The 14055-nt window shown below is 61.9% G+C and carries 13 protein-coding genes and 1 pseudogene; 7 read left to right on the top strand and 7 right to left on the bottom strand.

The window, feature by feature from the left end:
* Positions 1 to 4: 4 nt before the first annotated feature.
* Entirely contained in the window at positions 5 to 970 is a 966-nt protein-coding gene (locus LRS56_24895) for an arsenic resistance protein (protein ID WDU61980.1), read from the bottom strand.
* 173 nt (positions 971 to 1143) lie between these two features.
* Between LRS56_24895 and LRS56_24900 the strand changes: the two genes are divergently transcribed.
* Both LRS56_24900 and LRS56_24905 read left to right on the top strand, forming a co-directional pair.
* Entirely contained in the window at positions 1144 to 2082 is a 939-nt protein-coding gene (locus LRS56_24900; GenBank protein ID WDU61981.1) for an alpha/beta fold hydrolase, read from the top strand.
* Positions 2083 to 2099: 17 nt separating this feature from the next.
* A complete protein-coding gene (locus LRS56_24905; protein WDU61982.1) occupies positions 2100 to 2513 on the top strand; it encodes a hypothetical protein in 414 nt (137 codons plus the stop codon).
* A gap of 135 nt (positions 2514 to 2648) precedes the next feature.
* On the opposite strand, the pseudogene gabP reads toward LRS56_24905, so the two are convergent.
* Positions 2649 to 4041, bottom strand: a pseudogene (gabP, locus tag LRS56_24910) (GABA permease).
* 555 nt (positions 4042 to 4596) lie between these two features.
* On the opposite strand from gabP, the gene LRS56_24915 reads away from it, so the two are divergent.
* The 5 genes from LRS56_24915 (at position 4597) to LRS56_24935 (ending at position 8802) form a co-directional block, all read left to right on the top strand.
* The gene (locus tag LRS56_24915) at positions 4597 to 5370 is read left to right on the top strand and encodes an ABC transporter ATP-binding protein (protein WDU61983.1); all 774 of its coding nucleotides are present in this window, start codon (positions 4597 to 4599) and stop codon (positions 5368 to 5370) included.
* 13 nt (positions 5371 to 5383) lie between these two features.
* Positions 5384 to 6136: an ABC transporter substrate-binding protein gene (locus LRS56_24920; protein WDU61984.1), complete on the top strand. Its 753-nt coding sequence runs from the start codon at positions 5384 to 5386 to the stop codon at positions 6134 to 6136.
* Between the two features lie 74 nt (positions 6137 to 6210).
* Positions 6211 to 6906 carry an ABC transporter permease gene (locus LRS56_24925; protein WDU61985.1) on the top strand — a complete coding sequence of 232 codons (696 nt, stop codon included), beginning with the start codon at positions 6211 to 6213 and terminating at the stop codon, positions 6904 to 6906.
* 38 nt (positions 6907 to 6944) lie between these two features.
* On the top strand, positions 6945 to 7634 hold the full coding sequence (locus tag LRS56_24930; GenBank protein ID WDU65811.1) for an ABC transporter permease: 690 nt from the start codon (positions 6945 to 6947) through the stop codon (positions 7632 to 7634).
* A complete protein-coding gene (locus LRS56_24935) occupies positions 7615 to 8802 on the top strand; it encodes a methyltransferase (protein WDU61986.1) in 1188 nt (395 codons plus the stop codon). Before LRS56_24930 ends, LRS56_24935 begins: the two co-directional genes overlap by 20 nt.
* A gap of 240 nt (positions 8803 to 9042) precedes the next feature.
* Here the strand turns inward: LRS56_24935 and bcsQ are convergent, their stop codons facing one another.
* From bcsQ to LRS56_24960, 5 genes are all read right to left on the bottom strand, one after another.
* Positions 9043 to 9975, bottom strand: coding sequence for a cellulose biosynthesis protein BcsQ (bcsQ, locus tag LRS56_24940; GenBank protein ID WDU61987.1), 933 nt, complete (start codon positions 9973 to 9975; stop codon positions 9043 to 9045).
* A gap of 175 nt (positions 9976 to 10150) precedes the next feature.
* Entirely contained in the window at positions 10151 to 11275 is a 1125-nt protein-coding gene (locus LRS56_24945) for a cell division protein FtsQ (protein WDU61988.1), read from the bottom strand.
* Between the two features lie 12 nt (positions 11276 to 11287).
* Complete coding sequence (locus tag LRS56_24950) at positions 11288 to 12703, bottom strand: MBOAT family protein (protein WDU61989.1); 1416 nt, start codon at positions 12701 to 12703, stop codon at positions 11288 to 11290.
* 17 nt (positions 12704 to 12720) lie between these two features.
* Positions 12721 to 13386, bottom strand: a complete 666-nt coding sequence (locus LRS56_24955; GenBank protein ID WDU61990.1) for an alginate O-acetyltransferase AlgF — start codon at positions 13384 to 13386, stop codon at positions 12721 to 12723.
* Positions 13386 to 14048, bottom strand: coding sequence for an SGNH/GDSL hydrolase family protein (locus tag LRS56_24960; GenBank protein WDU61991.1), 663 nt, complete (start codon positions 14046 to 14048; stop codon positions 13386 to 13388). Before LRS56_24960 ends, LRS56_24955 begins: the two co-directional genes overlap by 1 nt.
* Positions 14049 to 14055: the final 7 nt, after the last annotated feature.

A 14055-nucleotide genomic window follows, 5' to 3' on the forward strand; every position in this document is an offset into this window, starting at 1 on the left:
CCGCTTACCGACCTGCGGGCCACACCCACCTCGGGATCAGGCGGATGTAGATCAATTCCCCCACCAGCTCGACCAGGGTTTGCAGGATCACCGCCGTTGCGGCCAGCCCCCGCACGTCTTCAGGCAAAGCCAGCGCCAGGGGCAGAACCACCAGTGAATTACGCGTCGACGCGCTGAACGTCACCGCCCGCGCCGTTACCGCCGGCAACGCGAACAGCCGCGAGGCCAGTGCGCCAATCAGCGGGGCCAGCAACAGGAAGCCGATATACACCGCCAACACCGGCAGCAGCAGGTGGATATCGCGCACCACCGAGGTAATCTGCGAACCGATCACCCCAAACAGCACCAGCGCCATCGCCGGTACGGGTAACCAGGCCCAGGCGTCGTTCCAGGCACTGATCACCCTGGATCGCCGCGCCAGGGAGGTCGTCAGCACCGCCAGGACCATCGGCAGCACAATCAACACCACGAACGCCTCGACAAACGGCCCCGCCGCCACCACCACCTCGGACTGCGCCCCCAGCATCAGCCCCAGGTACATCGGCAACAGCGCAAGCTGCAGCAACAGCAGTACCGGCGTCGCTGCCAGCATCAATCGCGAGTCGCCTTTGCCGATGTGCGTAAACACCACCACGTAGTCGATACACGGCGTCAGCAACACCAGCAACGCCCCCACCAGCAAAGCCGGGCGCTCAACCAGGCCGCGGGTCAAGGCCCACACCAGTAAGGGCAGCAGGATAAAATTGGCCAGCAGCAACGCCGACAGGAAACGCGTATTGCTCAAGCCTTGGCGCAGGTCCAGAAACGGGATTTGCAGGAACATGGCGTACATCAACACCGCGATGGCCGGCGTTAACAGCATACCGAGGCCATGCGCCGGCGATGGCGCGAGCAGGCCAAAGGCGGCGGCCAGCAGCACGGCGACGAAGTAGATCGGGATCTGGTTGTGTTCAAGCGTGTCGCGGGTCATGGGCCGGCCCAGGCTGATCGAAAGATCGCCAGCCTAAGCATCCAGATGGACAAGGTCGAGCGCCGTGAAAATCTTGACGCCTATGGCACGCCAAATTTGTTAATTTCGGCTGCTTATAAAAAGCGCCAGGGCCCTGCGAAGCCCAGCAAAAAGCGCAAGGACCGAGCCCACCCATGAACCTGCCATCACGCACCGCCCCCGAAGCATTCCGCGAGTTCGCTTGCGACAGCTACCCCCTCGGTGGCTTCACCTGGCGCCACCTGCGCACCGACCTCGAACGCCCGGTGGTGATCATCAACGCCGCCACCTCCGTGCGCTGCCGCCATTACTCACGCTTCGCCGACTACCTGTTCGCCAACGGTTTGGACGTGATCACCTACGACTATCGCGGCATCGGCGAGTCGCGCAGCGGATCGTTGCGAGGCTTCAACGCTTCTTGGTCGGATTGGGGCGTGCTGGATTTCGAGGCGATTGTGCGGCGCGCACAGCGGGAATTTCCGGGCCAGCCGATTGATGTGGTCGGTCACAGTTTCGGCGGCTGCGCGGCCGGGCTCGGCGCATCGGGCGCGGTGATCCGGCGGATCGTGACGGTGGGCGCACAGTTCGCCTACTGGCGTGATTACCAGGCGAGCGGGCGCTGGCGGATGTTTGCCAAGTGGCATGTGGTAATGCCGCTGGTGACGGCAATGTGCGGGTATTTCCCCGGCAAGCGCCTGGGCTGGCTTGAAGATACGCCGGCAGGCGTGGTGCGCGACTGGAGCACACCAACACCCCGCTATGAGACGCGCCCCAGCGGCCGGGCCCTGAAAGGCTTGCCTTTCAGCCGTGTGAAAGCCCAGATGCTGGCGATCAGCATCACCGATGACCCGTTCGGCACCGTGGCGGCCGTTGAACGCTTGCTGGGTTACTTCGACGGCTGCGAGCGCACCCATGTGCGGATTGCACCTGAAGATATCGGCGAGAAAAAGGTCGGCCATTTCGCTTTTTTTCGTAGCGAGTTTCAGGATCGATTGTGGCCGATTGCATTGGTATGGCTGCAAAACGGCCAATTAACTGCGGATATCCTTGGGATTTCCCCCAACCTGCGCTTCAATACCCCACCCAGATCCTGACCCAAGGACGTGAGCCCATGGCCTCGCCGAACAAGCAGCAAAAACGTGCCCACCGGGCAAAGGCCAAAGCCAAGCAGAACCGCACCCAACGCACCGCCGCCGCCAAGCCGGATGCGTTCGCCGGCGATGACAGCCGCATTGACCTTGAGTCGGTGGACTTGACCGAGCTGTTCGTCGAGATGCGTACGGCCGGTGAGACCAGCCAGCAAGCGCTGTGCGCGGTGTTCCTGGCGCACCCGCTGTTGGCGTTGGTGCTCGAGCAGGAAGGCGAAGAGGAAGCCACCGACTTTATCCTGGCGGCACTGATCGAATATCGGCAGTGGGCCACGGACAGTGACGATGAAGCGGCCGCACTGGCGTGGATCGAGTCGCCGGAGTTCCAGGCGGATTACGTCGCCGCGTCTCAGGCACTGGTCAACTCCCAGGACTGATACAAAACCAAATGTGGGAGCGGGCTTGCTCGCGAAAGCGGTGGAACAGTCAATATTTACTTTGACTGACACGTCGCTTTCGCGAGCAAGCCCGCTCCCACATGGTTTTAGCTGCGTTCCAGCAACCGCATCACATCAATTGAGTACTGCAGCGCCTACCTTCTGCGCCTTGCGACGGCTCGACACAAACAACCCCGCCGCCACTACCAGCAAGCTCAGCACCCCGGTCGCGATGATCTCGACCCGGTGCGCTTCCTGGAACAGCATGATGGTCAGCGTACCGACGATAAACACCATCACCGCGTAGGTCAGGCCCGGGAACAGCCACATTTTGAAGACAATTTTCTCGCCCGCCGCCGTGCGTTTCTGGCGCATGCGCAGTTGCGACACCGCGATCACCAGGTATACCAGCAACGCGATGGCGCCGGAGCTGGCCAGCAGGAACTCGAACACCGCCGCTGGCGCTACATAGTTGGCGAACACCGCCAGGAACGCCGCACCGGTCGACAGCAACACCGCCCAGTAAGGCGTGCCACTCTTGTTGGTGCGCTTGGCCACAGCCGGCGCGTCACCGCGGCGACCCAGGGAGAACAGCATGCGCGAGGCGGTATACAGCGCTGAGTTCAGGCAGCTGGTTACGGCAACCAGGACCACCAGGTCGACAATCAGCTTGGCATTCGGGATGCCCATGCGTTCCAGCACGGTTTGATAGGAACCTACCGCCGCCAGGGTCGGATCGTTCCATGGCACCAGGGACACCACGATGAAGATCGACAGCAGGTAGAACAAACCAATCCGCCAGATCACCGAGTTGGTGGCCTTGGTGATTTGCTGGCCAGGGTTCTTCGATTCAGCGGCCGCGATGGTGACGATCTCGGTGCCCATGAAGGAGAACATGGTGGTCAGGATCGCCGCCAATACGGCGCCCATGCCGTTGGGCATAAAGCCTTGGGTGTCGAACAGGTGCGAAACGCCGCTGACCTGGCTGGTCGGCAGAAAGCCGAAAATCGCCGCCAGGCCGAGGATCACGAAGCCCACAATCGCCACTGACTTTGATCAGCGCAAACCAGAACTCGAACTCACCGTAGTTCTTCACGCTGAACAGGTTGGTCGCAGTCAGCAGCAACGTGATGATCAGCGTAAAGGCCCAGATCGCCACATCCGGGAACCAGGCATGCAGAATGGTCGCGGCGGCGTTGGCTTCCAGGGGAATCACCAGCACCCAGAACCACCAGTACAGCCAGCCGATGGTGAAACCGGCCCAGTGGCCGATCGCACGGTCGGCGTAGGTGGAAAACGAACCGGTGTCCGGGGACGCCACGGCCATTTCGGCCAGCATGCGCATCACCAGGACCACCAGCGTACCCGCAGCGGCATACGCCAGCAGTACGGCAGGGCCGGCAGCAGCAATCGCGTGGCCGGAGCCGACAAACAAACCGGCACCGATAACGCCGGCAATCGACAGCATGGTGACGTGACGCGGTTTGAGCCCCTGTTCGAGGTCATTGGAGCTTTGCGTACTACTCATTGACACACCTTTACGAGGAATTGCGAAAACGGTCGGCCCGGCCTGGGATCTTTCTCGTGAAAAGAAACCAACAGAGCGTTCTTTATTTTTTACGCAAGATTTGCGCCAAAATGTTACAGAGCCGCGATTGACGCGGGCTGTAGGACAATCCCCCAGCAATCGCAAGTCATTGAGAACAATGGCATTCCGCTATAGCGTTACCGTGCGACCCACATTACAGACGAATACGCGCACCAAAAACACACACAAAAAGTACGTGACGCCTCATAAAAGGGCTGATAAGCGCCGTTTGCCCGGTTAACCCTTCCAACACCTGACCAAAGCTGGCACCATCGCGCCCTTTTTTACGCGAAGCCTGCGGCTTTTCGGGATCAAACGGTTGTTCGGTTGTTGATGGCGCGACACGCTGCTGCGCCGATGCGACACCCTGCCGCACACCGCCTGTTTACCGCTGGGCGCGCTGTTGGCTGCCATCAGGACGCTATGCTAGCTTGGCGCCTCGCCAGGAAGGCGGCCCAACAGCGTCGAACGCAATGAACACAATGAGGACCGCACATGGCCGAGGCCACGCCCGCGCTTGAAATCCGCAACTTGCATAAACGCTATGGTGAGCTGGAGGTACTCAAAGGTATCTCGCTGACCGCTCGCGACGGCGACGTGATCTCGATCCTGGGCTCCTCCGGTTCCGGTAAGTCCACGCTTCTGCGTTGCATCAACTTGCTGGAAAACCCGCACCAGGGGCAGATCCTGGTCGCCGGTGAAGAGCTCAAGCTCAAGGCTGCGAAAAACGGCGAACTGATTGCCGCCGACGGTAAGCAGATCAACCGCCTGCGCAGCGAAATCGGTTTTGTGTTTCAAAACTTTAACCTGTGGCCGCACATGAGCGTCCTCGACAACATCATCGAGGCGCCCCGCCGCGTGCTCGGACAGAGCAAGGCCGAGGCGATAGAAGTGGCCGAAGCCCTGCTGGCCAAGGTCGGTATCAGCGACAAGCGCCACGCCTACCCGGCGCAACTGTCCGGCGGCCAGCAGCAACGAGCAGCCATCGCACGCACCCTGGCAATGCAGCCCAAAGTCATCCTGTTCGACGAGCCCACTTCGGCGCTTGACCCGGAAATGGTTCAGGAAGTACTTAATGTGATCCGCGCGCTGGCCGAAGAAGGCCGCACCATGCTGCTGGTCACCCATGAAATGGGCTTCGCCCGACAGGTTTCCAGCGAAGTGGTGTTCCTGCACCAAGGCCTGGTCGAAGAGCAAGGGTCGCCACAGCAGGTGTTTGAAAACCCGCTTTCGGCGCGCTGCAAACAATTCATGTCCAGCAACCGCTAACGGAGCAACATGCATGCAGAACTATAAAAAATTCCTTCTGGCTGCGGCCGTCTCGATGGCGTTCAGCGCCACGGCCATGGCAGAAACCCTGAAAATGGGGATCGAAGCGGCCTACCCGCCCTTCAACAATAAAGACGCCAGCGGCAACGTCGTGGGCTTCGACAAAGACATCGGCGACGCCCTGTGCGCCAAGATGAAAGTCGAGAAGTGCGAAGTATATGTGTCTGACTGGGACGGCATCATCCCGGCCCTGAACGCCAAGAAGTTCGACTTCCTGGTCTCTTCGCTGTCGATCACCGATGAGCGCAAGCAGGCCGTCGACTTCACCGACCCGTACTACTCCAACAAGCTGCAGTTCATTGCGCCCAAAGCCACCAAAGACTTCAAGCCCGACGCGGCCTACCTCAAAGGCAAGATCATCGGTGCGCAGCGCGCGACCCTGGCCGGCACTTATCTGGAAGACAAGCTGCCGGAAACCGAGGCCAAGCTCTACGACACCCAGGAAAACGCCTACCTCGACCTGACTTCCGGCCGCCTGGACGGGATCCTCGCCGACAAATATGTGCAGTACGAATGGCTCAAGAGCAAAGACGGTTCGGCCTACGAGTTCAAGGGCGACCCGGTTGTAGAAAGCGACAAGATCGGTATCGCCGTACGCAAGGGCGACCCACTGCGCGAGCGCCTGAACAAAGCCCTGGCAGAGATCAAGGCAGACGGCACCTACAAGAAGATCAACGACAAGTACTTCCCGTTCAGCATCGAATGATCTGAACGGCCTGACCGACGCGCTCGCCTGGGCGCGCCGGCTTTCAGCAATGCCTGCCGCGATATGAAAACACCATGAATTTTGATCTCTACGGATTCGGCCCGGCGCTCGCCGCCGGCGCGCTGATGACCGTCAAATTGGCGCTCACGGCCCTGTGCCTGGGGCTGGTGCTCGGCCTGGCCGGGGCCTTGGCCAAGACCTCGCCGTACAAACCGCTGCAATGGCTGGGCGGCACTTACTCGACCATCGTTCGCGGTATTCCAGAGCTGCTGTGGGTGCTGCTGATCTACTTCGGCACGGTCAACATGATGCGCGCCCTGGGGGAGTTTTTTGGTATCCCCGAGCTTTCCCTGAGTGCCTTTGCCGCCGGGGTGATCGCCCTGGGCCTGTGCTTTGGCGCCTATGCCACGGAAGTGTTCCGTGGCGCGATCCTCGCTATTCCCAAGGGCCACCGCGAAGCCGGTGTGGCGTTGGGGCTGTCGAAGTTTCGCATCTTTACCCGCCTGATCATGCCGCAGATGTGGCGCATCGCCCTGCCGGGCCTGGGCAACCTGTTCATGATCCTGATGAAGGACACCGCCCTGGTGTCGGTGATCGGCCTTGAAGAAATCATGCGCCATGCTCAGATCGGCGTGACCGTGACCAAGCAGCCCTTCACCTTCTTTATGGTCGCGGCGTTCATGTACCTGGGCCTCACGGTCCTGGCCATGACCGGCATGCACTTCCTGGAAAAACGCGCCGCCCGCGGCTTTGCAAGGAGCACCCAATGAGCGGCGACTACAGCTGGCTGGCGCATTTCGACCTGGGCCTGAACTGGGCGGTGATCATCAAATGGCTGCCCAAACTGGCACAGGGCGCGACCCTGACCCTAGAGCTGGTGGCCATCGCCGTGATCGCCGGGCTGCTGCTGGCGATCCCCTTGGGGATCGCCCGCTCCTCGCGCCGCTGGTACGTGAGCGCCCTGCCCTACGCCTACATTTTCTTCTTCCGTGGCACGCCGCTGCTGGTGCAGTTGTTCCTGGTCTATTACGGCCTGGCGCAGTTCGACGCTATACGTGAGAGTTTCATGTGGCCGTACCTGCGCGACCCATTCTGGTGTGCCACGGCCACCATGACCCTGCACACTGCGGCCTATATCGCCGAGATTCTTCGCGGTGCGATCCAGGCGATCCCACCCGGTGAGATTGAAGCGGCACGCGCCCTGGGTATGTCCAAGCCCAAGACGCTGTTCTACATCATCCTGCCCCGTGCCTCACGCATCGGCCTGCCTGCCTACAGCAACGAAGTAATCCTGATGCTCAAGGCCAGCGCACTGGCCAGCACCGTGACGTTGCTGGAACTGACCGGCATGGCGCGCACCATCATTGCCCGCACCTACTTGCCGGTTGAAATTTTCTTCGCCGCCGGGCTGTTCTACCTGTTGATGGCCTACATGCTGGTACGCGGCTTCAAACTGCTGGAACGCTGGCTGCGCGTCGATGCCTGCCAAGGACGTTGAAGCACGCTTTGCGGCGCTGGATGCGTTTCTGATCGAGCACCAAGGGCTGTGGCGACCACGGCCCTTTACGCATCGCCAGTTACCCTGGGAAACCGAGCACCGCGAACTTGCCGACTGGCTGCGCCAACGGTCGCTGGCCGATGCCGAAACCAGTCACAACCATCCCCATGAACTACCGGCGCCTGCACCGTTTCCACAGCTGGCAGCGCAGGCTTTGCGCCTCAGTGCTGTGGATAAATTACCCTCGCACCCACTGCAACCCGCTCGCCAGCGCCTGAATGTCGACGTGCCCGGTCGCAAATGGCAGCAAATCGAAGCCTTCGGCGCCGCGCTGCCATTTGCGCAAACCGCCACACATTGGCTGGACTGGTGCGCCGGCAAGGGCCACCTCGGACGTCGCCTGCTGCAAACCGGGCAACAGCTGACCTGCCTGGAATACGACCCGGCGCTGATCGCTGCCGGCCAGGCCTTGAGCGACCATCACCACCTGCCCGCCACTCATCGCCTGCAAGACGTGATGGCCGCGCTGGCGATCAGCGCCGACCACACCCCTGTGGCCCTGCACGCCTGCGGCGACCTGCACGTACGCCTGCTGCAACTGGCCAGCGCCGCCGGCTGCAAGCAACTGGCACTGGCGCCCTGCTGCTACAACCGGATTAACACGCAGACCTACCAGGCACTGTCGCACCAAGGCCGGGCCTCGGGCTTGCAATTATCGGTGGAGGACCTCGGCCTGCCGTTGAGCGAAACCGTGACGGCCGGCAAGCGCGTGCGCCTGCAACGGGACACGTCCATGGCCCGGCGCCTGGGGTTTGATCAGTTGCAACGCCACTTGCGCGGCCGCGACGAGTACCTGCCCACGCCTTCCCTGCCTGCCAGTTGGCTGGACCACCCGTTTGCCGACTACTGCCGGGAACTGGCGCGCCGCAAAGGATTGTCCACAGGTGAACAGGATTGGTCGGCGCTGGAGGCGCATGGCTGGCGGCGTTTGGCCGAGGTCAGAAACCTGGAATTGCTGCGCGGACTGTTTCGGCGCCCGCTGGAGTTATGGCTGGTACTGGATCGGGCATTATTTCTGGCTGAAAACGGCTACAAGGTCGAGGTAGGCAGCTTCTGCGAATCTGCATTGACCCCGCGCAACTTAATGGTGCTTGCCGAGCGCGATTAAAGGGCAAAAATGCCGCACCACAGCCTGTGGATAACTCTGTTGATGAATTCTTTACAGACCCTGTAGCCATCGGCGTTACAGGCCGAAAGCCGCCTTGGTCATTTTTTGTTCATAAAATAAAACACACGTAAAACAAGCAGTTGCGAGGTGATGAGAACCGCTCCACAAAAAGGCTGTTACGTGCCCCCCTGTCCAACCGATTGTGCATAAGCATCTGGCGTTAAGCGTATAAACCGCGCTTTACGAAAGCCTTTTCGGGGCTTTCAACAACCGGCAGAGGTCGTTGATATCGTCCGCCGCCAGCCGCATCGCGTGGCTGTCCAGCGGGTCGGTGCCGAAAGCCAGGGCTTCGCTGATGGCCATGTCGCAATGCACCTCATACGGCGCGCTTCCCAGGCGCTGCTTGAACGCCTCGGCCATATCCAGGCTGAAGGCATTGCCCTCGTCCAATTGGTTGAGCACAAAATGCACACGCGGTGGCTGCTCACGCTGAAGGTACGGCGCCAAGAGCACGTCGAGTTGGTCCAGCGTGCCGAGCGAGGCAGCGTCGGCCTGGGCGACCACCAGCACCACATCGGCCACGCTCAGCGCCTGGTGGAAATACACGTTATTACCGGCGGGGGTGTCGATGATCACCGTGTGGCGTGCGCTCAGGCCCAAGGCGCACAGGCGCTGCTCCAGCCAATCCGGCTGATGCCGGAGCCAGCGCTGCAGGTTTTCCTGCTGCCGGGTATCGGTGTCGCCAAAGGTGATCACCCGGCAACCGGCGAACCCGGGCTGCTGGATCTGCCGCCAGTGCGCATTCTCCAGGCTGGTGCGGCCGATGCCAGGCACGTCCGGGTCGACCCCGAAGTGATGCCGCAGGGCGTTCTGCGGGTCCAGCTCCACGGCCACCACCGATTCGCCATGGCGCTGCAAACCGCTGCTCAACGCCGTGACCAGGGTGCTGCGACCCACTCCCCCATTGACCGACACCAGTGCCACCACCTTGGGGCGCGGCGCGGCTGCATCCATCGGTTCGGACGGTTCGTTGGCGCTGGGGGTTTGGGGCGGGAACGGGGTGCCGTCATCCACGGGAATGCTGCCGAAAAAGTGCAGCCGCGCATTCAGCCCTTGGGCATCGCGCATTACGTTCTTGCCGAATAACTCGAAAAGCTGATCAGTAAAGCTCATGGCCTGAACTCCCATACGACGCAGCTTAAAGACGTAGAGGGTCGGCAAGCAGAAGGCTCGCCGCAGGTCTTTTTATAGGCGTCTGTTGTTGTCGCATTCTGTGACAGAGCAGGCAATGTGTCATTATTTTGATTAATTTGCCGCCTATTTTTTAGACAGGCGGCAAATCGTCAAATTACTGGCTAACCGTGATCGAGTCGTACGGGGTTTGCAGATCTCGCTCAGGAATCTCCCAAATCAACAACTTGGGTGGCGTTTGCTTGAAGGCAGGGCTGTCGAAGTAGGCTTTGGCCGCGCCGGAAAACTCACCACCGTCCTTGCTGAAATTGCCCACCGGCGCATTCAGGGCGGCCTGCAAGAAACCTACAAAGTTCGAATTGCGCGAGAACGAGGTGCCGATCAGCGCCACATTGGGCAGCCCGGCGTCGCCGAACAGGTCATCGGCATTGCTGGTCGCTCCGCCGGTTTCATGGGCGGTGCTGGCCGCGACGGACTCGCCTGGCGGCTGCAATGTTGGCGGCAGCCAGTCGAGGCCGGCCAGGCGCACCAGGTCACCCGGGCGCACGGCGAGCGGCGCCTGGGTAATCTCGAAAGGCTGCTCGGGCGTGGCCTGGATACCGCGCTGCCGGATGCGCTGCGCCAGGGCCTTGGCCCCAGCGTTAGAGCCGATTTCACTCCAATGCGTGTCCGTGCGCAGGTACGCCTGCGCGCCCAGGGGTTTGAGCGTGTCGGTCAGGTCCAGCGCGGATACGCCAGCGGCCTGCAACACGGCGGTCCAGTCCTGGATGCGGCTGTCGAGCACCGCCGGGCGGTACAGGCCACAGCGTTGCGCGGCGCCGATGCGGCTCTTGTCCGGCACCACCACCACTTGCAGCTCGATACCTTTTTGACCCAGCTGTTTTTGCAGGTCGATCACCGCCTGGGCCTTGGTCCAGGCATTGGCCTCGGCATGGCGGTTGATGCGCAGCTCATCGCTGATAAACAGCCAGCCCGGGCAACCCTGGCGCACGCGTGGGCCGGTGTCGCCGAACGCCAGCCAGCTGGTGCCGCGCTCCAGGTTGGCGGCCTGGATCGCCATCGGCGCCTTGGCCAGTTCCTTGGCGAAACGGTGGGTCAGGTCGCCGTGCAGCAGCATGTCGCTGTCGACTTTGGCCGGCACATAGCTGATCGGGCCCTTCACCATCAGCCAGACGCAGGACAACAGCCCCGCCGCCAGGAAGGGCACCAGCACCCAGGCCGCCAGGGGGCTGGTGCGAACGGCCAGGTCGCTCGGAGGAGTCGGCGCGGTAGGAGCGGGCATGGTCGGGCGTCCTCAGAACTGAAAGTACAGAAACGGTACGGCGTCGCGGCTGGCAATCAGCGCGAAAGACAACACAAACCCGGCCACCGGCCACAGCGAGGCCGCCACCACAAACCACGGCTGGGTGCCGAAACGCTGCTCGCAACGCACCTGCCAGATCGGCGCGATGATGCACACCAGGCCCAGCAAGGCCGCCATACCATGAGCCGGGCGCATGGCCACAGCCATTGCATCCCCCAGGGCCATGCCGTGCAGGCCGAACTGGCCGGCGTACATGGTCAGTGCCGAATGGAAGTCCGGCGCCCGGAACAAGGTCCACGCCAGGCATACAAACAGCAGCGTCAGAATGTGCGACAGCACCGGCGGAATGCTTGGCAGGCTCGACCGCGACCAGGCCCGGTCAACGCACAACGCCACGCCGTGGGCCGAACCCCACAGCAGATAGTTCCAACTGTCGCCGCCGTGCCACAGCCCGGCAATCGCCATGGTCAGGAACAGGTTGCGATAGGTGCGCCACACGCCGTCACGGTTACCGCCGAGGGCGATGTACAGGTAGTCGCGCAACCAGCTGGACAACGACAAGTGCCAACGGCGCCAGAAGTCCTGGATGCTGCTGGCCAGGTACGGCCGGTTGAAGTTTTCCGGAAAGTGAAAACCCAGCATCAGGCCCAGGCCGATGGCCATGGCGCTGTAGCCGGCGAAGTCGAAGAACAGTTGCAGCGAGTACGCCAGGCAACCGATCCAGGCGTCCACCAGGCTCGGGTTTTCCAGGTGGAAGGCAATGTCCACCAGCGGCGACAAGGTATCGGCCACCAGCACTTTCATGCCCATGCCGATCATGAAGCGCCGCGCGCCCAGGGCAAAATTCGCCCAGTTGAAATAACGCTGGTTCAGCTCGCGGCGGACCCAGTCGTAACGGATGATCGGGCCCGCAATCGAGTGGCCGAACATCGAGATGTAAGTGGCGTAGTTGATGAAACTGCGCTCCACCGGCACCGTATGCCGGTGCACATCCACCAGGTAGGAAATCGCCTGCAGCACGATAAACGACAAGCCGGCCGGCAAGGCCACGCGCTGCCAGTCCAGCGGCATCGCGCCGTACCAGGTGATCACCTCACTCACGGTGCCCGCGACGATGTTGGCGTACTTGTACCAACACAGCACTGCCGTGTTGAACACGATCAACGCAATCAACAGGCGCACCCGGCCTTTGCCGTCCTCACGGGAGCGGTCCACCAGCAGGCCGCCGACCCATGCCACCACGGTCAAGACCATGTGCAGGAACAGGAACAACGGGCTCAACCAGCCGTAGAACAACCAGCTGCCGATCAACAGGATGACGTTGCGCCAGCTCGGACGAGCCAGGGCGTAAATCAACAGGAAGGCCGGCAGGAACAGCGTGAGGAATTCGAGTGAGGCAAAGACCATGGTGGTGTCGGGCCCGATCAGTTAGCGAGCGAATCAGGCGCGAACAACAGCCGGGAGCCCGTTGCGGATGGCAAAGCCAACACGCTGTAGCGCTCGCCCGCCTTGAGGCTGAAGCTCAACGGCTGGCCGACGGGTGCACCGGCGCACTTGAGCTGTACCGACAGCTCCACCGGGTTGATCATGCGGCGCTGCACGGAACCTTCGGCGACCTTTTTGAACAGCTCGGCCTTTTGCGCAACGGCTTCCAGGCTGGCGTCGGCGCACGCGGCGTCGGCGTTGATGAAGGCCAGCGAGGCTTTCAGTGCGTTGAAGTCGTCCGGTTGTTCATGGATCACCACCTGGCGAATACCGCCCTTGGCATCGGCTACCGCCACCACCGTGGCAAATTCGCCCGGGGCTACGGTGACGGCCAACTCAGCGGTGTTGCTACCCTGGCTCAACACGCCCTTGATCGGCGCGCTGCCGCCGGACACCGGCAGGTAATCGGAAACCAGCTTGTCGCCCGCCAGCACCAGGCTGGCCTTGGAACCTTCGGCGACCAGTTTCAATTCGCTGTCAGTGCCATTGGCAAACCGCAGGAAGGCCGAGTCCTTTTCCGGCCCGGTGGGGTACAACGGAATGTCGGCGCTCCAGGCGCTGACACTGGCAAGCAAGGTCGCCAGGCCCAGGGTGATGCGCGTCATCATTTGGCTCCCTTCACGGCGTCCGCCGGCAACGCAGACAGCGCGCCGCCGATGGCCTTGGCCCACTTCTGGTAGCCGTCGATGGTGAAGTGCTGGCCGTCGGTGGTGATCCATTGGCCTGGCTTGGAGAAGGTCAGCGAATCGATATAGGTGCACGGCGCGACGTTGGTCGCAAGGAATTGCGACATCAGTTTGGTGCGCGCGTCATCCTTCTTGTACATGCTGCCGACCTTGCCCCAGGCCGGGCCGACCCACACGCACTTGGTGCCGGTTTCGCTGATGGCCTTGGTCAGGGAGGTCACACTCTTCCAGGCCCAGACTTTCGGGAATTGCGGGTCCGGGTAGGAGGCCATGGTGTCGCCGATGATGATCACCACGAGGTCCGGCTTGTCCTTGGCGATCAGGTCCTTGACCGGTGTGGTGCTCATGGCGTTCTTGCCGAACACTTCGGGCTTGCCGCCGGGCAGGTTCTCGGCGCCGCAGTCGACTTTCTTCGGCACGATCCAGTCGGCCGCACCGGCACCGCAGGCGCCGATGGTGTGCACCTTGGCGCCTTGCGCCGTGAGGTTGGCTTGCAACGGGTCCAGCAAATGGTCCGGGAAGCTCAAGTGGCTTTCGCCGAGTACCAGCAGGGTCAGGCCGGCAATTGCAGAAACAGGCATGGATGAC

This window comes from Pseudomonas poae, assembly GCA_028869255.1.
Lineage (GTDB): Bacteria > Pseudomonadota > Gammaproteobacteria > Pseudomonadales > Pseudomonadaceae > Aquipseudomonas > Aquipseudomonas poae_C.